The sequence below is a fragment of the uncultured Bacteroides sp. genome, from assembly GCF_910578895.1.
Taxonomy (GTDB): Bacteria; Bacteroidota; Bacteroidia; order Bacteroidales; family Bacteroidaceae; genus Bacteroides.
On record NZ_CAJTSC010000042.1, the window covers coordinates 1 to 24,917 of the forward strand.

General features: G+C 46.2%; 20 protein-coding genes. 6 read left to right on the forward strand and 14 right to left on the reverse strand.

Annotation, left to right across the window (positions count from 1 at the left end; all coding sequences use genetic code 11):
* The first annotated feature begins 181 nt into the window (after positions 1–181).
* The 6 genes from QZ327_RS10690 (at position 182) to QZ327_RS10715 (ending at position 8,703) form a co-directional block, all read left to right on the forward strand.
* Entirely contained in the window at positions 182–1,459 is a 1,278-nt protein-coding gene (locus tag QZ327_RS10690) for a DUF3575 domain-containing protein (RefSeq protein WP_294619157.1), read from the forward strand.
* Entirely contained in the window at positions 1,456–2,499 is a 1,044-nt protein-coding gene (locus QZ327_RS10695; protein ID WP_294619159.1) for a DUF5119 domain-containing protein, read from the forward strand. The genes QZ327_RS10690 and QZ327_RS10695 overlap by 4 nt, the downstream gene beginning before the upstream one ends.
* A gap of 69 nt (positions 2,500–2,568) precedes the next feature.
* Positions 2,569–3,645, forward strand: a complete 1,077-nt coding sequence (locus QZ327_RS10700; RefSeq protein ID WP_294619161.1) for a fimbrillin family protein — start codon at positions 2,569–2,571, stop codon at positions 3,643–3,645.
* A 176-nt stretch (positions 3,646–3,821) separates the two neighbouring features.
* Complete coding sequence (locus QZ327_RS10705) at positions 3,822–4,898, forward strand: fimbrillin family protein (protein WP_294619163.1); 1,077 nt, start codon at positions 3,822–3,824, stop codon at positions 4,896–4,898.
* A gap of 31 nt (positions 4,899–4,929) precedes the next feature.
* Positions 4,930–6,168, forward strand: coding sequence for a fimbrillin family protein (locus QZ327_RS10710; RefSeq protein ID WP_294619164.1), 1,239 nt, complete (start codon positions 4,930–4,932; stop codon positions 6,166–6,168).
* A 27-nt stretch (positions 6,169–6,195) separates the two neighbouring features.
* Positions 6,196–8,703, forward strand: a complete 2,508-nt coding sequence (locus tag QZ327_RS10715; protein WP_294619165.1) for a fimbrial protein — start codon at positions 6,196–6,198, stop codon at positions 8,701–8,703.
* A 335-nt stretch (positions 8,704–9,038) separates the two neighbouring features.
* Here the strand turns inward: QZ327_RS10715 and QZ327_RS10720 are convergent, their stop codons facing one another.
* From QZ327_RS10720 to QZ327_RS10785, 14 genes are all read right to left on the reverse strand, one after another.
* Positions 9,039–10,217 carry an iron-containing alcohol dehydrogenase gene (locus QZ327_RS10720; protein WP_294619166.1) on the reverse strand — a complete coding sequence of 393 codons (1,179 nt, stop codon included), beginning with the start codon at positions 10,215–10,217 and terminating at the stop codon, positions 9,039–9,041.
* Between the two features lie 162 nt (positions 10,218–10,379).
* Positions 10,380–11,309 carry a phosphatase PAP2 family protein gene (locus QZ327_RS10725; RefSeq protein WP_294619167.1) on the reverse strand — a complete coding sequence of 310 codons (930 nt, stop codon included), beginning with the start codon at positions 11,307–11,309 and terminating at the stop codon, positions 10,380–10,382.
* Entirely contained in the window at positions 11,306–11,959 is a 654-nt protein-coding gene (locus QZ327_RS10730; RefSeq protein WP_294619168.1) for a CDP-alcohol phosphatidyltransferase family protein, read from the reverse strand. The genes QZ327_RS10725 and QZ327_RS10730 overlap by 4 nt, the downstream gene beginning before the upstream one ends.
* An 11-nt stretch (positions 11,960–11,970) precedes the next feature.
* A complete protein-coding gene (locus tag QZ327_RS10735) occupies positions 11,971–12,477 on the reverse strand; it encodes a GtrA family protein (protein ID WP_294619169.1) in 507 nt (168 codons plus the stop codon).
* Positions 12,462–12,935: a phosphatidylglycerophosphatase A gene (locus QZ327_RS10740; protein WP_294619170.1), complete on the reverse strand. Its 474-nt coding sequence runs from the start codon at positions 12,933–12,935 to the stop codon at positions 12,462–12,464. Before QZ327_RS10740 ends, QZ327_RS10735 begins: the two co-directional genes overlap by 16 nt.
* 157 nt (positions 12,936–13,092) lie before the next feature.
* A complete protein-coding gene (locus QZ327_RS10745) occupies positions 13,093–14,382 on the reverse strand; it encodes an inositol-3-phosphate synthase (protein WP_294619179.1) in 1,290 nt (429 codons plus the stop codon).
* Between the two features lie 227 nt (positions 14,383–14,609).
* Entirely contained in the window at positions 14,610–15,923 is a 1,314-nt protein-coding gene (locus tag QZ327_RS10750) for an ATP-binding protein (RefSeq protein ID WP_294619171.1), read from the reverse strand.
* A 9-nt stretch (positions 15,924–15,932) separates the two neighbouring features.
* Positions 15,933–17,291 (reverse strand): sigma-54 dependent transcriptional regulator, encoded by a 1,359-nt coding sequence (locus QZ327_RS10755; RefSeq protein ID WP_294619172.1) that lies wholly within the window; start codon positions 17,289–17,291, stop codon positions 15,933–15,935.
* A gap of 37 nt (positions 17,292–17,328) precedes the next feature.
* Positions 17,329–18,816, reverse strand: a complete 1,488-nt coding sequence (locus QZ327_RS10760; RefSeq protein WP_294619173.1) for a TolC family protein — start codon at positions 18,814–18,816, stop codon at positions 17,329–17,331.
* 157 nt (positions 18,817–18,973) lie between these two features.
* On the reverse strand, positions 18,974–20,122 hold the full coding sequence (gene hisB, locus QZ327_RS10765) for a bifunctional histidinol-phosphatase/imidazoleglycerol-phosphate dehydratase HisB (RefSeq protein ID WP_294619174.1): 1,149 nt from the start codon (positions 20,120–20,122) through the stop codon (positions 18,974–18,976).
* A gap of 14 nt (positions 20,123–20,136) precedes the next feature.
* Complete coding sequence (gene hisC / locus QZ327_RS10770; protein WP_294619175.1) at positions 20,137–21,174, reverse strand: histidinol-phosphate transaminase; 1,038 nt, start codon at positions 21,172–21,174, stop codon at positions 20,137–20,139.
* A 14-nt stretch (positions 21,175–21,188) separates the two neighbouring features.
* Entirely contained in the window at positions 21,189–22,484 is a 1,296-nt protein-coding gene (gene hisD / locus QZ327_RS10775) for a histidinol dehydrogenase (protein ID WP_294619176.1), read from the reverse strand.
* Between the two features lie 11 nt (positions 22,485–22,495).
* Entirely contained in the window at positions 22,496–23,347 is an 852-nt protein-coding gene (hisG, locus tag QZ327_RS10780) for an ATP phosphoribosyltransferase (RefSeq protein WP_294619177.1), read from the reverse strand.
* A gap of 318 nt (positions 23,348–23,665) precedes the next feature.
* Positions 23,666–24,772: an alginate lyase family protein gene (locus tag QZ327_RS10785; RefSeq protein ID WP_294619178.1), complete on the reverse strand. Its 1,107-nt coding sequence runs from the start codon at positions 24,770–24,772 to the stop codon at positions 23,666–23,668.
* Between the last annotated feature and the right edge of the window lie 145 nt (positions 24,773–24,917).

Below are 24,917 nucleotides of genomic sequence, written 5' to 3' on the forward strand. Positions count from 1 at the left end.
ATATTTTTTATAACAAATCTTTATATTATTAATAAAAACACTATATTTGTGACGTAATGACTGCAGACTACACCATAACAGGGTGCCAATCTCACATATTTCAACTAACAATAAAGACTTAACTCTATTACTCAGAAACCAATCCATACATTCTAATAATCTATAATTAATATAAAGACGAATGAAAAAATTACTCCTGTCATCCTTCATCGCATTCGCGTTCGTCAGCACGAGTTTAGCGCAGCTTCCTGCCGATTCGGTCCGCATTTACTACCGGCAAGGCCATCGGAATATAGATACGCTTTATAAAGACAATCGCACACAATTATCACGTTTTCTGCAATCGGTACAGAAGGCTCATGAGACAAACGCCATTGAACAATTGGTCATCAGCTCATACGCTTCACCCGACGGACTGGATAAATACAACAAACGCCTGTCCGTTTACCGGGCAGAAGGTATGCGTGATTATTTGCTCCGCCACACCGAAGTGCCCGAAAACCTGATAAAGGAATACGCCGTTGGTATCGCATGGGACGAGTTGCGACGTATGGTGGCCGAGTCGGATAAACCTTGGCGCGATGAGGTGCTTCACATCATCGACCACACTCCCGTATTCGTATATGACGAGCACAACCGCATTGTCGACGGAAGGAAAAAACAGTTAATGGATTTGCACAGAGGTATACCCTATAAATATATGTACGACCACATGTTTCCCGAACTGCGCAACAGTACGGTTGTCTCACTCCGCCTGCAAACAACGGAGAACAAAGATTCCGATTCCGTTACGGCAAACGCCGTTTTGCCCGTTAACAACGAAATGGGCAATATGCTTGCCGATACAGCCGCCGCCACGCAAAAAAACGCTACAGAACGACAAGAACCGGAGGCAGTGCCAACAAGCGACATCATGTCGCAGTCCGCTGAGAACGACTTACAACAGAGACTTGCCATTAAGACAAATCTGCTATACGATGCCCTACTGATGCCTTCGCTCGAAGTGGAATACCGTATCAACAAACGTTGGTCAGTGAATTTGGAGGGTGACATGGCATGGTGGAAAAACAACGGAAAACACAAATATTACCAGTTGGCCACCATCAGTCCGGAGGGACGTTATTGGTTTAAGACCCGCAAGCCCTGGCATGGGCATTACATTGGTGTTTTCACCGGATTCTCATGGTACGACCTCGAAAACGGGAACAAAGGTTATCGGGGTGAAGCGCAGATGGCAGGGATCAGCTACGGCTATATGTGGCCCATTGCCCGCCGGCTCTCTTTAGAGGCAGGCGTAGGAGCAGGATTCCTGCATACCCGCTATGAGGAATACTTGCCGAAAGACGGGCACTATCACTATCAGCAAACCAAGCAGACCAACTATTTCGGTCCGCTGAAACTGAAATTCGCACTGGTATGGCGCCTGTGGAATGAAAAAAAGGAAGGAGGTATACGATGAGACACTATCGATTCAATATGTTGCCATGGATGGCAATCTCACTGTTATTTTTGTTGGGTGGTTGCCGCAAGGATTTGTGTTATGACCACGATATGCACTCCATAAGTTACCAAACAAACATAAATGCCACTTGGGAACAAGTATGGGAACGTCCATACGGATGCCACTGGCAAGAGGAATGGAATGCAGAAACCTACGGAACCACGTATGATGCACTACGGCCAGATGCCGCCAAAGGTATTGCCGCCATTGTATATGAAACCGCAGAAACCAAAACAGAGGGGGGAATAGAATTTCATTTGCCTGCAAACGGCGGATTGCTTCACACCACGGTGAACACACATTCGTTGCTTTTCTATAACGACGACACCGAACGTATTGTATTCAACAATATCGGTTCTTCCGCTACCGCCAGCGCAACCACGCGCACCCGTACTCGTGCCGGTAGCATTTTCTCAGAGCCATATACCGAAGAACGTACGGTGAGCACGCCCGATATGCTTTACGGAGCATTCGTAGCCGATTTCGAACCTATAGCGGTAAAAGGCGGTCAGCAGTTTCCCATAACGATGCGTCCGCTGGTATACACATACCTGATCCGCTATGAGATTGAACAAGGCGCTCAACACATAGCATTAGCCCGCGGAGCAATGGCAGGTATGGCAGAAAGTGTCTACCTGAAAGAAGGCAAAACATCAGAAGAATCCGCAACATTGCTTTTCGATTGCAACCTGACCGATTACGGAGCGGAAGCCCGTGTAATGTCTTTTGGCGTACCCGGATTTCCTGACAGTTACTACAACAAGGCATCGAAAGACGTACAGCCTCATGCACTGAACCTGGAACTGATGCTGAAAAACGGCAAGAAACTGGATTTTGAATTTGATATTACCGAACAGATGAAAAATCAACCGTGTGGCGGGATAATAACAGTCAGCGGCATACAGATATCGGACGAGGACGGAATGGAAGGCGGTTCCGGTTTCAACCCCGATGTTATCGATTGGGGAGAATACAAAGATGTTGAAATCAAACTATAGCGATTATCCGCTTTTCAAGCTAATGAAATAAAGAATCATATTTTTATTATTTTCTAAATACATATTTAAATGAAAAAACATTTGTGCTATTTAGCAGCTGCCGTTGTAGCAATGAGTAGTTGTACAGAGAGTGAGGTGGTAGAAATATCACAGAGCAAGGCTATCGGTTTCGATGGTTATGTAGGCAATATGACGCGCGCAGAGCAAGAAGGGTTAACAAAGAAAAATCTGGAGGAATTCTATGCCTTTGGAGCTTATACTACCCCAGACAAAACCACTCCTGTTTTCATTTTTGACGGAAAGACCTCCGGTTCTTCCCAAATTAAGAAAAATGACGGTAACTGGCAATATGCCCCTGTCAATTACTGGTTAGAGGGTGCTACATACAAATTTGCCGCTTATGCGCCAGCTTTGGACAAAGTTCCGGATTTTGATTATGCAACCAATAAAATGACAATTAAGAATTTCAAAGCAACCGGAAGTAAAGACTTACTGATTGCAGCAACACACGAAGATGGTATTAAAGCCCTAAAAGAAAAGAATCCCGGAGTGAGCCTGAATTTCAAACACGCCTTGTCTAAAGTTCGTTTCACAATCACAGATGACTGGCGTAACGAACTGAAAATGAGTGTAGAAAACGTCAAGCTCACAGGAGTCAAAGGAGTAGGAACTTTGACTACTCCTGCAGATTTGTCAGCTCTTCCAAATCTATCACTCGACATGTGGAGCATAAGTACCGATGCAACCATAACCCAACCAACTTATCAAGACATCAATGGTACCGGCTCAGACTACCTAACAAACAATGGAGATACGTACATATTTGAAAACTTCCTTCTTCCACAGAATATAGCAGATAAGCAGATGTCACTAACATTTACTGTAAGTGTCACAAACAATTCCGGTGGAGGTCCTATTATTGGCGATGATGCCGACCATCCGCATACCAAGACATTGACAGTCACTATACCCAACGACACTTATGCCTCATGGACACCTGGAAATTCTTACAATTACATACTAAAAATCAACGGTGCAACCTTCGGATTACAAACCATCTATTTTGATAATATTGAAGTCAGTGACTGGACTAAAGAGGAAGATAAAGAAATCGAAACCGAAAATCTCGCAAGTCCCGCCAATTAAGCATCGTTATCTATGCCATCCGAATAGAATAACCTTATTTCAACAATAGGCCGTCCGGGGTTGAATGTCCCCGTTCGGCCACTACTCCGGAAGAAAGAGGAAATCCGGCACATATATGGCAACGCATATACAATGCGATGTATGAAAACAGAAAAATAAACCCAAAAAATAAGGATATGTTAATAAAAAGAAGAGTTCCAATCTTGCCTGTATGGATGTTTCTTTCCCTGCTGGCAGGATGTTCCACCGAAGTGGAGGATGTATGGAAAGGTGATGAAAAAGCCATACGTTTTTCGTTACCGCCACATACACGCGCAATAATAAACGACCTGACTGATTTGGCAACAAACGGAAATGCATACGCCGTATGGGGACATTGCAAGGAGAATACGGAAAGCGGCAGTACAGAGCTCCTGTTCGACCAGGAATCTATCAAATACGATGCAGACACAAAAAAATGGGATTACACTACCGCAGAGCGTTACTGGAATATCGGTAACACTTACCATTTTCACGCGCTCTACCCAACACCGGACAAACTAACGGGCAAGGTGACGTACAACAGCATAAAACCCTCTTCAGGTGCATTATCTATCACCGGTTTTGATGTCGTCCCCCAAAACGGCCAACAGGAAAAAGTAGATTTGTTGTATGCCGGCAAGACAGCCATCAACATAACCACCACTAACGACATACCACGAAACGGAGTCTCGTTGGGCTTCAATCATCTCCTCTCCCGTATTGTTTTTGTCGGACGTTCCGACGAAAAGGATCTCGGCATCGGACGCCGGGTTATTATTGATTCCGCCACCCTATATGGCATACACACCACCGGAGACTGGAGCAGCGAGACAGTTACGGGCAATACTCCTTTCGGTTCGTGGAAACCTACCGGGAGCACACTCGCCCAATCAAACAAAATCTACCATTTCTCTTCAACCGAACCATTGCCCGTTACCGGAGGCATCAGCATTTTTGAAGGAAAAGAGCTTTTCCTCCCGCAAAGCCTGAAGAACGCCGTACTCGAAATCACCTATCACTACAACTATACCGATGCAGACAATCCACTGCAATTCACCGGTATCGTCCACCTGAACGAACTTACCGAGGAATGGGAACCGGGCAAAAGCTATCGGTATCCTTTCACTGTGAGCAATCACATCTTTTTCCAGACACCCACTGTGGAAGCCTGGAAACAAGCCCCCGTCAACGGCTCTGATTTCAATGTTGACATCGACGAAGAAAATCCATAAAATTCGAATCCAAACAACACCCTATATAACTATGAACCTACCTATCTGCAAATATCTCGCATACGCCTTGCCACTGCTGTTTCTGCATGCGGCGTGCTCGCCGGAAGATATCACGACAAAAGATGAATGGCCCGGATATGACAGCAACGACATTACATTCGCTGCTCCTACTATCATAATGGACGACGTCACGACACGTGCCACATTGATGAACAGCATTACACACAACACTGTATTCGGCGTACTGGGTTACTGCGTACCCTACCAATTGGAGTCAGAACAGCCCAACTACCAGGGAGGGACATCCGACTGGTTGGTCAAAAAAAGCCTGTCGCACGCCGATGTGATGTATAAGGAACCCATATTCTATGACGGTACAAAGTGTGTGTACAGCGAGAATGGAACTGCCTTCAACGAACCGAAGCATTGGTACACATCGGACGAAACAAAAGTAACGAACACCGACCTGTTCCAGTATACCTTTATCGCTTACCATCCCTATAATCATTCCGAAGTCTCCGGCCACGGTTTCAGCATCACTCCTGCCGATCAGAAGACACGCGGCATCCCCAAGTTGACATATACCATGCCATATCCGGCAAGTACCGATATCACCACCGAGCTCAACACGGAAAGTGCCCAAGATGTCATGATAGCCACCGTATCCGACCATGCTCCCACGCAAGGAGCCGTGCAACTGAATTTCAGGCATCTGCTTACAGGATTACGCCTGCAAATCAACAACTACAACCCAACGGTGACGGATGATCCGAACACCAATGCCATAACCGTCCATTCACTGTCGATTGACGGAAATTTCTACCGCATAGGCAATGTAGACTTCACACCTGCCGACCCGACGCTGACAGTGACAGATGACAAGTACGCCGGAACATTCCCTTTCATAAAAAGAGGGGGACAGCCACTCACCGTTTCGCCCAACTCTGCCGCAGTTATCGGAGTCAGTGACAGCAAGCCGCAAGGAACCACACTGCTGTTGCTCCCCAAACTTGATGCACAGGCAGAAGGCTCCACATCGGCAGTTCCCTATCTCGGAACCGACAAAAACATCCATATCACCTATTCTTATCACGGACAAGCCGAAAGAACAAGGACGATTCGCAATTTCTCCCTCGGCCGCATTCCCGAACAAGGGACATGCTACACCATCAACCTGAACTTCATCGGCGACCAACTCCTGCTCATGTTCACAGCCGATGACATTGAATACTGGGAGAACGGTTCCGACAACGACATCATTATCAACTAAACGTCACTTTAAAATAACAACATACGTATGAAAGTATCTCACATAACATTCCTTGCCTCGCTGTTCTGTCTCACGGCAGGCATCACATCCTGCGTGCAGGAGATTGACGACCTCCGTACCGTGGCTCCACAAGACGGAGTCACCCTGACAGCCATCTGCGACAAGATGCTGCCGCAAACCACACTGACACGTGCCGGTGAACCTACCCCTAAAGATGCCGAAGAAAAAAAGATAAACACGTTGCACCTCTTCTTTTTCAATGACCAAGGGCAGTTTCTCCAACCGCACAACAACAATACCACAGGTGCCTACTACAGAATAGAAGTAAAAGACGGTCAACAGGCTTCGCTCACCATTCCGGAAGATGCGTTCCAAAATCAAGCGACACTAACCAATGTGCAAGTTTATGCCGTAGCCAATATTTACGGAAATACATTCCGCACTGAGAAATGGACATCGGAAGGCGACATCACCAAGGGGGATAAAAACGACCCCGAAAAAGACGTGACCATCACCCAACTTTCCGACCTGCAGAATTGGCTTTACCGCCCGAAGCGGCGCGAAGACATCAGCAAACTGCCCGAACCGGGAATGCCGATGGTGGGACTTACCACGGGCGTGGACTTAAGCAAGAAGAACCAAACCATCCAAATCAAAATGCAGGCACTCATGGCACGTGTGGACATAACCGTGCGACTGGATGCCAACCAAACCAATCACGACCGTTCGCTCCCCAAGCTGCAACTGGTGGAATACGGTGTACGCAACATGCCCTACTTCGTCCCCTTCACACCGCCCGGCAGTGATAAAGACGGAAAACTCGAAGTCACCCAAATCCCCGAGTATACAGAAGACGGTGAAAATCCCTACATCGCCCGCGAACGTACTGTGAAATATGAAGGACGTATCCTGCACGACCAGCAGGCAACCGAAACTTTCAGTTACTACACTTACGAGAATGTACAGATACCTACCAAGGATCCCAAATATCCCGCAGGTGTCGACACGAACGATGAATCCGTCATCCAGCGTTGGAAACGTACCATTGCCGACAAGAATGCATCTGCCGTTGTACTGAAAGGAACCTACACCACGCATCAGGAACTGACCTACACCGCCGATTTCAACATCTATATGGGAAGCAATACCTATAATAACTTCGAAGTGCGCCGCAACCGCTGTTACAAGAACAACATCACTATCTGCGGTCTGGACTACGTACGAAACAGCGATGAGGAAAAATATACATTCGACGGACGTGTGAATGTCATTACAGACAACCCGATTTACGTCTCCATTGTCAATGAGCGCAAACTTGATGCCCATTGGAACATTGTTCCCATGGACCTTTACTTCCTGCGCCGCGAAGTGGGTATAACCAACCTCGAATCATACGTAGACGTCAGCCTTAAAGACCCTGTCACAGGAAAAGCGCCCGACTGGATACGAATGGAAATGGTCGACTCCTTGACAATGTATAACGGTAAACATGAGGCAGGCTTCATCGAAGGTGGAAAGTTTGAAGCGGGAACAGGCGCACGTGAGTATTTCTACACGAATCTTGTCACTGAAACTTTACGCGACAATACAGCAATCAGAATATCAGGACCGGAACACAAATCCCGCTCCCGCATTTATTTCTATGTGGATGAAAATGCTTCTGTACACGACCGTTCCGCTACAGTATATATTACGTACAACAATAATGAAAACGACAAGCGCGAACGTACGCTTGAATTGGACCAAAGAGGGTTGCTACGGGTACAAGGTACAAAGAACAACAGAACCATTGATTGCTATATAGAATACTATGAAGAGTACATTGACCATCGTGACCCGTTGGATAAGCATGAACAGGACAATGTGTATTATAAAGGTTTACCGTGGGCACGTGAGGGGGCATGGCTTGCTACAAACACAATCACCAAAGGTTACTCAAATAGAGGAACTATTAGCTGGACTTGGGATGAAATTAATCCTGACGGTCCTTGTAACGTCTATAATAACGGGTTGGAAATGACAAAATACGTTTTTGAAAAAAGAGCTTCTGATATAGCCCCAATAACAGAAATGAAAACATATCCCGATAATATTCCCGCTTCTGCATTCCACTATTGTTATGCCAAAAACAGGCGTAATCCTGACGGAAGTTATGAAGGAAATTGGTACTTACCCGGCATCAGCGAGCTTGAAGTTGCCATTTCAAATAAATTCGGGACCTTTGAGGAGTTTCAAAATAATTACTACTGGTCTGCAGCTGCAGGCAAAGATCCTAATAATACAGACCTATCCATCGGTAGCCCCACTTGGGGAAATCGAGAATATGAAAGCGCAACTCGTGCACGTGCCACAATATATATCCCATCTATAAACAAATACGCAGAAAGTGGTTCAAAAGGAGATGACCACAATTACACCGGTAGCGGAAATGAAGTAAAAGGAGGAAACCACGGTACAGAAAACAGCGGTCGCGCCCTTAAAACCACCGTATTCCGTGTACGTGCTTTCCGAAGAGTAGACGGTGTTCAGCAATAACCAAAAAGTTGTATCAAAACAGCTTATACACTATTTTTCAGCCGCAGATGATGCGGATAATGCAGATAAATAAAAAAATCTACGTTATCCGCATCATCTACGGCTGAAAAATATGATTATACAAGCTTTTATCGTTTCGGCAACTCTCCCCAATAATATCCTATCAAACAGAGTATGACAAGCAATCCTATAAGAAGTTAACTTCCGCCTCCCAACGATGTTAACTCAGTACCCTCAACGGAGTTAACTTCATACTTTCCACTCTGTTAACTTCCTGCAAATACGATGTTAACTTCTCGGAAGCGGCTTTACATACGTTCGTTTCCGTTCACAGGTCACAGACCGCACGCCAGCCGATAAATCTCCTTGCTATCCCGTTTAGTCAGCTTCACATAATTGCCAACCAACTCACCCTTATTGCGGTGCAGGCTGTCCGCCAGGCGGTCGATGTCGGGATGCTCGATGCCCAACTCCTTAAAATTGACAGGCAGACCCATAAAACGGAAGAAGTGTTTTAAACGGGCAATTCCCGCCAAAGCCATTTCTTCCAAATCTTCCGATTGGGGAATGCCGAAAACACGGTTGGCGAATTGGGCAATCTTCTTCGGCTTATACCCCGCCACGAAAGTCATCCATGCCGGAACAATAACGGACAATCCTGCCCCATGCGTAACGTTGTAGATGGCACTCACCTCATGTTCCAGGAAGTGTGAAGCCCAGTCTTCCTCGCACCCCACACCGCAGGTTCCGTTATGGGCAATCGTTCCGCACCACATAATATTCGCCCGTGCGCCATAATCCTCCGGATTTTGCTTAATGCGATAAGCTTCTTTCATGATAGCCGTCAGCGTACCTTCACACAAGCGGTCACTGATTTCCACTTCCTGCGTATTGGTAAAATAACGCTCCATGATATGTACCATCATATCGGCAATGCCGCAGGCTGTCTGGAAAGCGGGCAATGTGTAAGTCAGTTCGGGATTCATGACAGAAAAAACAGGACGCAACAGCTCCGGTACACGCAGGCTCAACTTCTGAAGCGTATCTACCTTCGTGATAACCGAATTGCCCGAACCTTCACTGCCCGCAGCAGGAATTGTCAATACAACGGCGACTTTCAATGCCTTCACCACCTTAGCCTTGCCTATAAAGAAATCCCAAAAATCACCGTCATAAGGCACCCCGGCAGCAATTGCCTTTGCCGTGTCGATAACAGAACCACCACCTACGGGAAGCAGCAAATCAACCTGTTCGCGACGGCAAATCCCAATGCCTTCATACACTTTCGTGTCAACCGGATTGGGTTGCACGCCACCCATTTCACAATATCGGACACCGGCTTCCTGCAAAGAGTGCCTTACCCGGTCCAGCAGACCGCTCCGCACCACAGAACCGCCGCCATATACAATCATCACTTTACGTGCACCATACTTATGTGCCAAAGCACCGACTTGCTTCTCGGTATCCTTACCGAACACAAATTCGGTAGGACTATAAAAGACAAAATTATTCATACGCCTATACTATCTATAAAAAAACAGATTAACGCAAAAATACACAGATTTTCACGATAAGGGATACAATCGGCGTTAAAAGCCGATAGTGCGGTCGATGTATAGCGATACTATCGGCATATAACTCGCGATAACCCAACTCCCTTAAATGGAAATGCCGTATCAAATATATCGGCTATACCTGTCAAAGAAGCGTCTGAATGCTCCCCACTTCATCAGTCCGCGTTCAAACACCCAAATGCCCGACAAAGCACAGAGGATTCCCAGCATCACATCAATCAGATAATGATGGCCCGAATAGACAGCCGTCCACCAGATGCCTACCATGATTGCAGAGAACAAAACTATCAGCCATTTCTTGCAGCGCCCTATCACGGCATACGCCACAGCTACCACCATATAAGCCGCGTGCAACGAGGGGACAGCGGCAAAGACATTGGCATTCCGCCCGTAAATGGAATGAAAAACAGAACATCCCAGCAGTTCGTCGAAACGTCCCAATCCCGCCACATTGCCCGGAGTATCAAGAACCGGCTCAAAACCATAGTTCATGGCATACCAAGGCGGTGCTGCCGGATGAATATAATACCCGGCAAAACCAATAAGATTTACCAACAGAAAAACCAGGGCAAAACGGAGGTACAACTTGCGCTCACCTTTCAGATACAGCCACAAGCCGAATGCAATGGGAACAGGAACCCAACAGAGATAAAATACACCAGCAAAAAAATCGCCCAACGCACAGTGGTTCTGTGCAAAATATTCGCAAGGAATCAGTAGTGTCCCGCCAACCGAAATACCGAACAATGATTTCTCCATTTCATACAATCCTCGCACATCGATGGGATTTACCTCATAATTAGGATAGACCCGCATCCAATCGTAAGAAATGCCAAAGATGATAAAAGGAAGCAGCGCCACCGCCAATTTACGCGTTGTTTTTCCTGCAAAGAACAACACCAGAAACAGGGCTGCCATCAGAAGATGCTCCGTACGTAACCCCACACATACGGTCGTCAACAACAGGAACACTACAGTGATGATGACGGTAAGCGACGTTTCTCCGGCAGAAGGGAAAATATCTTTTCTCATTTTTGCTTCTTTAATAGTTTATAGCAGTGCGCAATCCGTGCAAATGCTGTCAGATTGGCAAGAACGGCTATCACTCCCATAGGAACAATCAATATCAGCATAGGATCGAACGCCTCGCAATCTTTGAAAATGCCACAGAACAAAGCACCGAGAGCGGTCAATACCACCCGTTCGGGACGCTGCATAAAGCCTACTTTGCACTCCAGTCCCAATCCCTCGGCACGCGCACGTACATAGCTCACCATAAGCGAACCGACCAATGCTATAAAAGTTATCATCGATCCCCACAGATAACCCTGCAAAATCAGATAATAGAATATGCCGAACAGTGTTATCAGTTCACTGTAACGGTCGAGCACAGAGTCATACAATGCTCCAAAAACAGAAGACATATTGCCCACGCGTGCCACACGTCCGTCCATCATATCGAACAAACCGGCAAAGAGGACAATTCCTCCACCCCATGCCACAAAGACAAGTTCACCCGGTCTGCACATACCCGCATACACGAATACACAGGCAGCTGCAATGTTCATCACCAGTCCTGTAGTAGTAATAAGATTGGGCGTAATGCCCACCTTGACCATGCCATGCACAACCGGATTTATAATCTTATAAATCAACTGTTGCAACCAATCTCTATAATTCATATCAGTTCTATTTAGTCTCTAAAATATTGTTGTATCAATTTTCTGAAATCATGATTACGGTATACGAATACCCGTTGCAGATGATAGTTCCAACAGAACGCCACCAGAACGGCTACGATTACTTTGGACAGGATAAACATATCGTTAATGTAATTTCCCAGCAAACCGTCCATCCAATGTATGCCCGTCAACCATTCGGTCAGGGCAAACGTCCCCCACGTATTCAACAGGATACTGCCTCCCCAGACAAAAAGATATTTCAGTGCAACGTGTGTTTTCTTACAGTCGTCCGCATGAAACACCCAACCGTAGTTAATGGCACAATTCACCATGCCACCCGCCACAGAACCTAAGAAAGTGGCATACAAATAAAAAAGTCCGGACAGTTTAACCAGCAGAATGGTAACAAGAAAATCCACAAGACTTGCCACGTATGATGAAAGCTGAGCCTTGACAAAGACCCAAACAGCACGACGCCAACCTGCAAGTCCCGATGTTTCTTTCAACCTATCAGCCATCTTGCTCCGATTAAGACCGCAAAACTATAAATTCCCGCCAAAATATCATCCATCATCACTCCAAGTCCTCCCGGAAAGTTTTCCATACGACGGATTCCCAACGGCTTAAAAATGTCGAACAGGCGAAAAAGAGCAAAAGCCCCCAACGCATACCAAACGTTTCCGGACGGCGCAGCCAATAAGGCAATCCACACTCCTACCATCTCGTCTACCACCACACGCGACGGATCCTCTCCCCAGCAAGGTTCGAGACGGTCGGTTGCCCATACTCCCATCACCGTAAAAAGAAGAATAAAAAACACCGTCAACCATATCAGGCATATTTCCGAAACAATAAAAGACAATCCGAACCAGATAAGCGTAGCCAACAAAGCACCTGCCGTGCCCGGAGCAAAAGGAGAAAAACCCGAACCGAAGCCCGTACCGATGAGTACCGGAAAAAAAGAAGATTTCTTCATTGATAAAAAGAGGAATAAAAAAGGATGAGATAATAAAAGTGATAAGGTAATAAAGTTATAAAAGTGGTAAGGCAGCAGAGTGACGAAATCTCTAAAAGAAACTTACTTATCACCCTATCGCCTTATCACTTTTATCACCTTACCGTATACTTATTTTTTAATCCAAATAGCTCGGTGCGGTTTCACCTACCATATTGCGGAGAGTCTCTTTCACCATTCTCCACTGTTGGAACAAGTCATGTACGGGTTCATGTTCGAAGTCGTGCATCGGACTCTTACAGAAGAATGACAACCAAGTCTGGATGCCACACATACCGGCACGCAGGGCAAGATCACTGAAGATAACCAAGTCGAGCGCGATAGGAGCTGCAAGGATAGAGTCGCGGCACAGGAAGTTAACCTTGATTTCCATCGGATAACCCATCCAGCCGAAGATGTCGATGTTATCCCATGCTTCCTTATTGTCCTTGCGGGGCGGATAGTAGTTGATACGTACTTTATGATATACGTCACCATACAGGTCAGGGAATTTTTCCGGTTCAAAAATATTGTCGATAACAGACAACTTGCTGACCTCTTTTGTTTTGAAGTTTTCCGGTTGGTCAAGAACCTCACCGTCGCGATTACCCAAGATATTGGTAGAGAACCAACCGCTTACACCCAGCATACGAGTCTTGAACATCGGAGCAAGTACAGTCTTCATCAAAGTCTGGCCGCTCTTGAAGTCCTTACCCGAAATAGGCACATTCATCTTCTTGGAGAATTCCCACATGGCGGGAGTATCCACACACAAGTTAGGAGCACCCATGATAAACGGAGCGCCTTCTGCGATTGCAGCATAAGCATAACACATACTCGGAGAGATAACTTCCGTATTATTTTCCTTCATGGCCTTTTCCAAAGCAGCGAGAGATTGGTGCTCTTCCGCCAAAGGAACATAAATTTCGGTACTTGCAGCCCACAACACAGCGATACGGTCGCAGTTATTGTTTGCCTTAAAAGTGCGGATATCCTCACGCAACTGTTCCACCATGTCCCAACGCGTAGCGGCATTTTTGATATGCGTACCGTTCAGACGTTTTGCAAAGTTGTGGTCAAAAGCGGCAGGCATGGGCTTGATGGCTTTCAACTCGTCTTTCACGAGGTTCAAATCCTTCTCTTTCAAAACCTCTGCATACATTGCAGCCTCATATACATCATCGGCAAAAATATCCCAACCGCCAAAAACGATATCGTTCAAATCAACCAAAGGCACTACATCCTTGATAAGATGTTCCTTACCGTCCTGCATGCGCATAGTAGCCATTTCTGCAATTGAACCTATAGCTTTTGCCAACCCTTTACGGGCAGCCAATGTACCTGTAATCATAGTGGTTGCAACCGCACCACCTACTCCGACTACCAATACGCCTAAACGGCCGGTTGCCGGTTTAATGTTTTCTTTCATTGCCATTGTATTATCTTAGTTTAAAAAATTGCTCAAATTTAGAGTATTTTGCCCAATTAAGATTATTCCCTTTATCCGATTTACTGTTCCGTTAGTAAGATTTAAGTTAAAAATAATATGCAGACCGGCTCCAAATCCGAATTTGCCTATATTCAATAAATTCAGACATACAAAACAGCACATATAGCAACCCCAGAGTATTTATAGTACATACCGGTTCTTAATACTCAATTGAATAAGATTCGGAAACGGGTCAGCCCGTCGCTGTATGTGCGCAGAGAGAATGTACAACCATGACGGCTCAACACTTCCCTGATAAACACCAAACCAATTCCCTGACCGTTCGGCTTGGTGGAAAAGAAAGGATTAAAGAGTTTGGCTTCGGTCTCTTTACTGATTCCGGGACCATTGTCGACAATTTCTATGAAAGCAGGGGCGGTGGTCCTCACTATAATCTTGCCCTGCTTGCCTGCCATCCCACCGGCACTCTCTATGCTTTCGGCAGCATTCTTAATGATATTGACCAAAACCTGCTCGAATAGCAAAACATCCAGACAGACCTGCCCTACTTCAGGGTCACATTCCAAGCATAGCATGATATTGCGGTTACCGCACACTCCCTCCATGAAACGTTTGCACATCGATACCAGTTCATTTAGCCGGACCGGCATTAACGTAGGTTCGGGAATTTTCACCACATCTGCAAAACGGGTGATAAAACGGCTCATGGAGAAACAGCGTTCCATACATACACGCATCACCTCGCAGATGTCTTCCATGCCTTCTTCGGCAACAAGGGCTTGTTCCACCGTATCCAAAGTAGAAGTAATGCCTGCAGTGGTATTGTTTACTTCGTGGGCAATCATGCGGATCACTTTTTCGTATGCACGCTTTTCCGCTTTCATCACTTCATCCGTCATGCGCTCCATCAGAAAAAAAGGATGCTTGAAGCCTCGGTCTATAAATGAAGAATAGGTACATTTGTAAATATTCGCATCGCTCAACCGGACTACGGTTGTCCCTTCTTTAGAAACAGATGCCAGTTCTTCCGCCAGCGGCGAATCAATCTCCGCCATTTCCTTGTTCTGCGCATCTTCCCATCGGATTCCCAACATCTTTACCGCCATCGGGTTAAGTTGCGATATCTTACCGTCCAATGTCATAATGGCAACTCCCATCGGAGATGCCTGAACCAGCAAATCAAGAAAATGGTTCTGTTCGCGCAGACGCAGGCGTTCGTTCTTGAGCTGTTCCATCATACAGTTGAAGATGTTCACGATGCAATCCGCCTCATATTGCCCCACCCTACTGAGACGGCTGCTGAAATCCTGCTCGCGCAGCAATTCCATGCCATTGCCAATGGTGTTCATCGGTTTGACAACCTTACGGTAGAATACCGCCAGATAGATAAGTATACATACAATAATCCCCTCCACCGCATACAAATGAACGGGCTGCATCTTATCTGCCAGGCATATCAATGTCCCGCCCAATCCGAGCAGGAACAGCACAAGAATAAAAAAGTAGAATTTTATACTCACGGGAAACCATCAATCACTAATCACTATTTTATACTTCTCCAAACGCCTGTACAGCGCAGCCCTGCTGATGCCCAATGCCAATGCCACCTGGCTGAGATTACCTCTATGCCGTTCCAAAGCCTGCAAGATTGTATGGCGTTCTATTTCATCCAATGTCATACCTGCGAAAAAAGTGCCTTCCGCCGCTTTTGCAGGCTCGTCATGACGTTGGTATTGCGTTTCAAAATCAGAAGCATCCAAAGTCTGCTTTCCGCTGACAAGAATGGTACGCTCCACCAGGTTTTTCAGTTCACGGATGTTGCCCGCATAAGGCAGGCGGGAAAGGAAGTTCAGTGCGTCCGCCGAAAATTCGGTACGCAGCAAACCGTTTACAGCAGCCTGCCGGTCGGCAAAATGGCGTACCAACAGCGGAATATCCTCACGGCGGTCGCGCAAAGCAGGCAACTTCACGGTTATCAGATTGATGCGATAGAAAAGGTCCTCGCGGAACGTACGTTCGGAAACCATTTTATGCAAATCGGCATTGGTAGCGGAGACAACCCGTACATCGACTTTACGCGGACGACTGTCGCCCAATACTTCAAAAGTCTGGTCTTGAAGCACGCGCAACAGTTTGACCTGGCAAGACAAATCAAGATCGCCTATTTCATCCAAAAAGATGGTACCTTTGTTTGCCAACTCGAAACGTCCTATACGGTCGGCACTCGCATCGGTAAAGGCACCTTTCTTATGGCCGAACATTTCACTCTCGAACAAACTTTGCGAAATACCGCCAAGATTGACCTTCACGAAAGGCTGTTTGGCACGTTGGCTGTTGATGTGGATAGCCTCGGCTATCAGTTCCTTACCGGTACCGCTCTCGCCGGTAATCAATACGGAAGCATTCGTGCGGGCTATGCGGGCTACGGTGTTCAGCACTTCCGTAAGTCCCTGTGATTTCCCGATGATGTGGCTGCGGTTCAAACCTTCCACCTGCTCTTCCGGCAACTCCTTCGAGGTGGCACTCAATTCCAACGCTGTCTCAATGCGCTGCATAAGGGCGGCATTGTTCCACGGTTTGGTAATGAAGTCAAAGGCCCCTGCCTGCATCCCCTGCACGGCAAGCTGTATGCTTCCCCATGCCGTCATCAGTATGACAGGAGTATCGGGACGGAAAATCTTTACCTGCTTCAATAACGTAAGTCCCTCCTCACCGGTAGTGGAGAGCGTAAAATTCATATCCATCAATATCAATGCAGGAGATTCCGCACGAACTATGTCCATTGCTTCACGAGGTCCCGGAACTGTTTTTACCTCATAGCCGGCACGCTTCAACATAAAACCAAGCGAAGAACGTACGGCACTGTCATCATCGACTATCAATATCATAGCATTTTATAATTTGTCACCTGCAAAAATAGTAAATTTATCCTTTAATTATATTTTCAAAGTCGGCTTCCAACTCCGTGTTCCGTTCAAAATCCCAAAGGGTCAGGCTGCGGAGCTGATAAAAATAATACCAATAGAAATAAAGTTCGGAGATATGCTTTTGCCGGGCTTCGTCTTTGGAGTTTTGCGCATCGTTAAGGTCAAGAGTACTTATTTTGCCAATCATAAAAGTCTCCACGCTTGTCTTATAGCGCTTCTCGGCTATCAGGTCGGCCTCCTCGGCTATTTCCAATTGTTGCGCCTGGTTATTGAAGTTTGCCACCAGCAAGAAGATATCCTGATTGAAGTCCATTTGTTCCTGACGGATTCTGGAAAGCACCACTTCACGATTGCTCTTGGCTACCCTCACTTTGCCGCGACGCTTTCCCCAATCGAGGATAGGAATTTTCACGCCGACCCGGATAATCCGGTTGTCCAGCAAATCCTGATACGCCGAGGACAACTCCTGGTTTTGTCCGGTATATCCAACGCTGGCAAAGAGGTCGATACTTCTCAGATTTCCACGCGCCGCAGCCACTGCATAATCGGCTTCCAGTTGGCGGCGGCGTATATTCTGGGCAAACGAGTTGCGTTCCAAAGCCTTGTTCAGCACATGGTCGTAATCCATCTTAACGCCCGAAACCGAAGCGGGTATCACAGGATTTAACCCCTCGTCCTCCGACACGCCGAGGAATGAGCGCAATCGAAACATCTTGGCATTCAGATTACTTTCAGCTTCGGTCACATCGGCTTTACCTTGCAGGGAATTCAATTTGAGCTGCAACAGGTCGTTTTCCGAAATCTGCCCCATTTTGCGTTTGGCAATCGCCACTTCATAAAGACGGTCCGAGTTCTTCTTGTTCTGCTGCGCTGTGGCAAGTGATTCCTTTGCCAGCAACAACTCGAAAAAACAGGTAATGGTCTTCATCGTTACCTGTTCGGTAGCTGAGATAAAGGCGGCTTTCGCTTCCGCATACCGGACAGGTTCGATGCGGCGGTTCCACTTCAAACTGTTCACCCCGAATATAGGTTGCGTCAGTTCAAGGCTTACGGGTATGGACATAAACTGTTTGTCGCCACCGGCACCCAACTGCCTGATATAATCAAGCGAAGAGGTCAACGACACCCTACCGCCCGTAAACCAAATATTCTGGTCTATGGAAAGTGCGCCGGACAGTCCTAACGTATTGTTTCGGACAAAACCATAAGAGCCGTCCGAATTTTGGTAAGCATTGTACGACTTGTTATAATTGGGCAATGTTCCCGTAAAATTCACTTCGGGCAGCAAGTCGGCACGGAAAGTACGGTACTTCCAATAAGCAGTTTTCAACTCATTCAGTGCCACCGCAGCATCCACCGACTGGATACGTGCCAGTGCAATGGCTTCTGCCAAGGTAATATCACGTTCATGCGTCAAAGTATCATTTTCCGCCGCAACAACCAACGGCATCAGAAAACAGGCTACAAGTAAAATATTCTTTTTCATGTCCACTCTTTAAAATTACCGCCGACATAAAAGCAAAGAGTGTGCCAAGCAGCCAGGAAAACATTACACACAGGGGGAGCGTCCGATTTCGGACACTCCCCCTGTGCGTTTGCGGACAATCAGCTATATCCGTTCAGACAAAGGACCGGCTCCTCATCTACAATACCCCCTTCGAACTTGGCAATTCATAGTGGTAAATATCCCGCTTCACCGCCATTTTCAAGGCTCTTGCCAGCGCTTTAAAAATCCCCTCTATCTTATGATGTTCGTTCTGCCCTTCCGCTTTAATATTAAGGTTCATCCTGGCAGCATCGCTCAATGATTTAAAGAAGTGCAGGAACATTTCCGTAGGCATCTCCCCTATTTTCTCACGCTTGAACTCGGCGTCCCATACCAACCAGGGACGTCCGCCAAAATCCAGGCATACCCGGCACAGGCAATCGTCCATGGGCAACGCATACCCGTAACGCTCTATGCCACGTTTGCTGCCTAATGCCTGATAAAGGCACTCGCCCAAAGCAAGAGCCGTGTCTTCTATCGTATGGTGCTCGTCTACTTCCAAATCACCTTTTACGCGGATATCCAAGTCAATACCGCCATGCCTGCCTATCTGCTCCAGCATGTGGTCAAAGAAACCCAGTCCGGTACGAATATCACAACGGCCGTCTCCGTCCAGATTTACAGCCACATAGATATCCGTCTCATTCGTAGTGCGGCGTACTTCCGCTTTCCGTTCGCCGGCAAAAAGAAATTCCGCCACCTTGTCCCAATCCTTCGTTGCCAAGGCGCAAACATCTTCCAGCCCGTCGCAAGCAGCCTCACCGCCGGCAGATTTCGGTTTCAGCAGCCTCGTATCTTCCTGCAAAAAGATGGCACGGCATCCCAGATTTTTCGCCAACTCCACATCCGTAGGGCGGTCGCCTATCACATAACTGTTCGCCAGGTCGTACGCGGGATTATCGAGATACTTCGTCAACATGCCTGTACGCGGTTTGCGGGTTGGCGCATTGTCTTCGGGCATACTACGGTCTATGCAAACATCATCGAACGTAATCCCTTCCCCTTCCAGCGTTTTCATCATCAGATTGTGTGCGGGCCAGAAAGTTTCTTCCGGAAAAGAAGCCGTGCCCAACCCGTCCTGATTGGTAACCATGACAAATTCAAAATCCAGTTTGTTACGGACAAAACCAAGATTACGCATCACTTTCGGATAAAATTCCAACTTCTCCAGCGAGTCCAGTTGGTAATCTATGGGCGGTTCAACAACCAGTGTCCCGTCACGGTCTATAAATAGTATCTTCTTCATGTCTGTAAAAAATATCAGTTATATTCAGCCAACGCCTCAACCAACCTCTCATTCTCGCTTCTCGTACCTACCGTTATCCGCAAACAGTTTCCACAAAGCGATACGGAGTTACGATTACGTACAATGATGCCCCTGCCCACCAAGTAATCATAAATCTTCACCGCATCCGTCACCCGTGCCAGAAAAAAGTTTGCATCCGAAGGGAATATTTTCACCGTACAGGGCAATTTCGCAAACTCTTTTTCCAACCGCTCCCGTTCCTCTTTCAGTGTTTGTATCCAACGCTCTATTTCATTGTAACGGCGCAACATATCTATCGCCTGCTCCTGTGTCAGTCGGTTTACATTATAAGGATACTTTATCTTATTGAATATCGAAATGATTTCCTGCGAAGCAAAAGCCATGCCCAAACGTATGGCGGCACATCCCCATGCTTTAGAGAAAGTCTGAAGCACAATCAGGTTAGGATATTGATCCAATTCCTTCAGGAAAGAAGGAGCTTCCGAAAAGTCGTTATAAGCCTCATCCAGTATCACCAGCCCGTCAAACTCACGGATAGTTTTCTCTATCTCACCCCGAAGCAAATCGTTTCCCGTAGGATTATTGGGGGAACAAAGGAAAATCAACTTCGTATGCTCATCCGCAACCGACAGCAAATCATCAGCCGAAAACTGAAAGTTCTCATCCAGCAACACCTTACGGTACTCTACGTCATTCACTTCCGCACACACCTGATACATACCGTATGTAGGGTCAATTGCCACCACATTGTCGATGCGCGGCTCACAGAAGGCACGAAACACGAGGTCTATTGCCTCATCACTGCCATTTCCCAGAAAGACATGCTCGGGACTCACCTTCTTTATTTCCGACAAGTCGTTCTTCAAATCCCGTTGCATCGGGTCCGGATAACGGTTGTACGGCATGTTATACGGATTTTCGTTCGCATCAAGAAAAACAGATGCGGCAACGCCATTATATTCGTCACGTGCCGAAGAGTAAGGTTTCAGACGCCAAATATTCGGCCGGGTAAGTTGTTCTAAGGTTCTCATGAAGGATTTCAGATTTATGATTTCAGATTTCTCAATTTATCAAGCCGGACAGTGACCGCATTCTTATGTGCATCCAAATGCTCGTTAGCAGCCATTTGCTCTATGGCGGGACCGATGGCACGTATTCCTTCCGGCTTAATCTCCTGGAAAGTGATCTTGCGTATGAAACTGTCAAGACCGACACCGCTATATGCTTTGGCATAACCGTTGGTGGGCAACGTATGGTTAGTGCCCGAAGCATAGTCTCCTGCACTTTCCGGAGTCAGAGAGCCCAAAAATACCGATCCGGCATTCACCACCCGTTCTGCCACGGACATGTAATCCGCCGTCTCGACAATAAGATGTTCCGGTGCATAAGAATTGGTCAATTCAATCGCTTCGTTCATATCGCGCACCACAATCAGTTTACTGTTGGCAAGGGATTTTTCTGCAATTTCCTTACGAGGAAACAATACCAGCTGGCGCTCCACTTCCTCTTTCACAGCCTGTTGCAATGCCGCAGAAGTAGTAATCAATATAGCTTGGCTGTCCACACCATGTTCCGCCTGGCTCAACAGGTCGGCGGCTACAAAAACCGGATCGGCTGTCTCATCCGCCAACACTTCCACTTCCGAAGGCCCCGCAGGCATATCAATGGCTACATCGCGCAAGCCTACCAGTTGCTTGGCAGCCGTTACATATTGATTGCCGGGTCCGAATATCTTATATACTTTCGGCACGCTTTCCGTACCGTATGCCATTGCTGCAATAGCTTGTACACCACCTGCTTTGAAGATACGGTTTACCCCCGCCACCTTAGCCGCAAACAAAACAGCCGGATGCACTTTGCCGTCTTCACCCGGAGGAGTACAAAGTACAATCTCCTTGCACCCTGCAATCTTTGCCGGAACCGCCAGCATCAATACCGTAGAAAAGAGCGGAGCCGTCCCACCGGGAATATACAACCCGACTTTCTCTATGGCAACCGCTTTTTGCCAGCAAGTAACCCCCGGTTGTGTCTCTACCGGCTTGCCTTCAAAACGTTGCGCCGCATGAAACGTTTCGATATTCCGTTTTGCCAGACGAATGGCTTTTTTCAGTTCCTCGCTCACCAATGTTTCCGCCTCTGCCTGTTCTTCTTCCGTCACAGCCAATGCGGCCAGTGCTACTTTATCAAACTTTTTTTCATATTCCAATACGGCGCGGTCACCTTCCGCTTTTACGCGTTCTATAATGCCCCGTACCGTATCGAAAAGGCTTTCCGTATTCATCACCGGACGTTTCAGCAATTCCGCCCATTGAGACTTGTCAGGATTAATAATCAAATTCATACCATTTGCTTTTAAAGTATCATTTTCTCAATCGGCAACACCAGAATACCCTCCGCGCCCAATGCTTTCAGCTTGCCGATAATTTCCCAAAAACATTTCTCATCCAGCACAGTGTGCACGGAGCACCATCCCTCTTGAGCCAACGGCATCACCGTAGGACTCTTCATGCCCGGCAATACAGCTATTATCTCATCCAGTTTATCCTTCGGGGCGTTCATCAGCACGTACTTCTTGTCTTCTGCCGTTTTCACCGCATTCATTCGGAATAGCAGTTCATTCAGAATCTCTTTTTTCTTCTCACTCATATTCTTGTTGCCAATCAGCAAAGCTTCGGACCGCATCACCACCTCCACTTCTTTCAGGCGGTTACTTACCAATGTAGAGCCCGAACTTACAATATCAAAAATCGCATCAGCCAGACCAATGCCCGGTGAAACCTCTACAGAACCGGTAATCACATGTATTTCCGCTTTCACCCCCTGCTTTTCGAGATATCGGGAAAGAATACCCGGATAGGAAGTGGCAATCTTCTTACCCTCAAACCACTGCGGACCCGAATAGTCGATATCCTTGGGCAACGCCAATGACAAACGGCATTTGCTAAATCCCAAACGTTTCACAATCTCGGCATCTTCCGCCTTCTCCATAAATTCGTTTTCGCCGACAATGCCCAAGTCGGCAACTCCCGTCGCCACTGTTTGCGGAATGTCATCGTCCCGCAAAAAAAGCACTTCCAAAGGAAAGTTGGAAGACTGCACCAACAGTGTGCGTTTCGTTGCGCTCAGTTTTATATCCGATTCTTCAAGGAAGGACATTGTTTCGTCAAAAAGTCGGCCCTTGGCCTGTACTGCAATTCTTAACATGATATGATTTATATTTTATGGTTTTCTAATAAAAAAACGAGGTTTACCAAATATTTCGGTAAGCCTCGTTCATTATATGCTCTTCGTTATACATATACCCTTATACGCCCACCGAGTTATTCGTCAGGATGATAATGGTGATGATGTGCAACGATATTTTTCATACTCTTTTTCTGTTTTCAACGCGACAAATGTAAACCATTTGTTTTAAATAACAAAAGATTTATCACAAAAAGTTTGTTTTTTCTTTCATTCTTATAAAATATCCGGAAAAGAAGCGGTATCAAATCCACACTTATATGTTTTTCCCTTCAAAAATCATTCTTCAGCACAAGTCAATGTGGACCATGGGATAAACGACCCGAATTCAGCTCCTTCGGGCCGACCTCTCTCAATAATTTTGCATGTATAGGGCATTGGCATCCCTTTACGGTTATGATAGTGCCGATAAGCACGTTCCCAAGCCGGACATATACGCTGGCGTTGGCTGGCAGATATTTCATTTCCAAAAACTGCTTTTCCATACCAAGTTATATATTGTTCATAGGGAACTTCCTCTCCACACATATACTTGGCAGTATATTCAAATCCTTTATACAAACGATCATCAAATGCACTGTAAAGATCTATACCTTGATTCCAAGCGATTTCTGCCGCACAAGCCAAAAAGCCAAGCCCCATTTGTACATGCTGCTGGTCACGTCCACTTTCCTGACATTGTCCGTTTTCATAAAAATAATTCTTAATGGAACCATTAGTCGGCCCGTCTTTAATCTGCTTGCAAGCATCGTTAAAAATATCATATCTATCTAAGAAGATTCCGATACACATTAATGTCTGTGCATTCGCAGCATCCCAATTTCCATTATAACGCGGTGTCCAATCTTTAATTACAGGATACCAGACATTCAGTACCATCTTTTGAAAAAGCCGCTGTTCTTTTTCTTCCCAGCCTTTATAAGTATACTTCAGTATCTCAGCCGCATTCAAATATTTAAGCCCCCCGGTACCCACTTTCAATTGACGATTATGATTAACAATAGAATCCAGTGTACAACTCCAGGCATTGAATATTTCTATGGCTTTCCGGGCATATTTTTCTTCACGTTCCACATACCATAACAGTGCCATAGTATATGCTGCCGCCCCGTCACGCACAAAATCACTTCCACCGTTATCCGGTTTATTGTAAGGACCATTGGACACAACTTTAAAAGGTTTGGGAGTATAGTCGAGTGAGGCTATTTCCGAATCTTTAAGTTGTTTCCATGCTGTCTTCCACGGTTCCTTTTCCGAAAGGATTTTTTTTCTGATTAATTCCAAATCAGAAACTGTATGCAACATCCCCGGATGCACAAGTTCTTGTCCCGAGCAAATGAAAGGCAAAATCGCATACAATGATATAAGCAATACTTTTTTTATCATATCGATAAATTTTTAATAATTTAATTATGAAACAAAAAATGATTATTCCTATTCCACATTAACAGTCAAATGTAACTCGGACTGTTTTAATTCAAATTAAGAGCCTGTTTAAATTTTCTTCAAAAAGTTTTTCTTCAGCTTCCTT

Bases quoted from the DNA above. Each gene is read 5' to 3' on its own strand.
- QZ327_RS10690 (WP_294619157.1), top strand. From the start codon at position 182: ATGAAAAAATTACTCCTGTCATCCTTCATCGCATTCGCGTTCGTCAGC.
- QZ327_RS10760 (WP_294619173.1), bottom strand. From the start codon at position 18,816: ATGAAAAAGAATATTTTACTTGTAGCCTGTTTTCTGATGCCGTTGGTT.
- hisD (WP_294619176.1), bottom strand. From the start codon at position 22,484: ATGAATTTGATTATTAATCCTGACAAGTCTCAATGGGCGGAATTGCTG.
- hisB (WP_294619174.1), bottom strand. From the start codon at position 20,122: ATGAAGAAGATACTATTTATAGACCGTGACGGGACACTGGTTGTTGAA.
- QZ327_RS10740 (WP_294619170.1), bottom strand. From the start codon at position 12,935: ATGAAGAAATCTTCTTTTTTTCCGGTACTCATCGGTACGGGCTTCGGT.
- QZ327_RS10720 (WP_294619166.1), bottom strand. From the start codon at position 10,217: ATGAATAATTTTGTCTTTTATAGTCCTACCGAATTTGTGTTCGGTAAG.
- QZ327_RS10710 (WP_294619164.1), top strand. From the start codon at position 4,930: ATGAACCTACCTATCTGCAAATATCTCGCATACGCCTTGCCACTGCTG.
- QZ327_RS10705 (WP_294619163.1), top strand. From the start codon at position 3,822: ATGTTAATAAAAAGAAGAGTTCCAATCTTGCCTGTATGGATGTTTCTT.
- QZ327_RS10745 (WP_294619179.1), bottom strand. From the start codon at position 14,382: ATGAAAGAAAACATTAAACCGGCAACCGGCCGTTTAGGCGTATTGGTA.
- hisG (WP_294619177.1), bottom strand. From the start codon at position 23,347: ATGTTAAGAATTGCAGTACAGGCCAAGGGCCGACTTTTTGACGAAACA.
- QZ327_RS10700 (WP_294619161.1), top strand. From the start codon at position 2,569: ATGAAAAAACATTTGTGCTATTTAGCAGCTGCCGTTGTAGCAATGAGT.
- QZ327_RS10785 (WP_294619178.1), bottom strand. From the start codon at position 24,772: ATGATAAAAAAAGTATTGCTTATATCATTGTATGCGATTTTGCCTTTC.
- QZ327_RS10735 (WP_294619169.1), bottom strand. From the start codon at position 12,477: ATGGCTGATAGGTTGAAAGAAACATCGGGACTTGCAGGTTGGCGTCGT.
- QZ327_RS10730 (WP_294619168.1), bottom strand. From the start codon at position 11,959: ATGAATTATAGAGATTGGTTGCAACAGTTGATTTATAAGATTATAAAT.
- QZ327_RS10715 (WP_294619165.1), top strand. From the start codon at position 6,196: ATGAAAGTATCTCACATAACATTCCTTGCCTCGCTGTTCTGTCTCACG.
- QZ327_RS10725 (WP_294619167.1), bottom strand. From the start codon at position 11,309: ATGAGAAAAGATATTTTCCCTTCTGCCGGAGAAACGTCGCTTACCGTC.
- QZ327_RS10755 (WP_294619172.1), bottom strand. From the start codon at position 17,291: ATGATATTGATAGTCGATGATGACAGTGCCGTACGTTCTTCGCTTGGT.
- hisC (WP_294619175.1), bottom strand. From the start codon at position 21,174: ATGAGAACCTTAGAACAACTTACCCGGCCGAATATTTGGCGTCTGAAA.
- QZ327_RS10695 (WP_294619159.1), top strand. From the start codon at position 1,456: ATGAGACACTATCGATTCAATATGTTGCCATGGATGGCAATCTCACTG.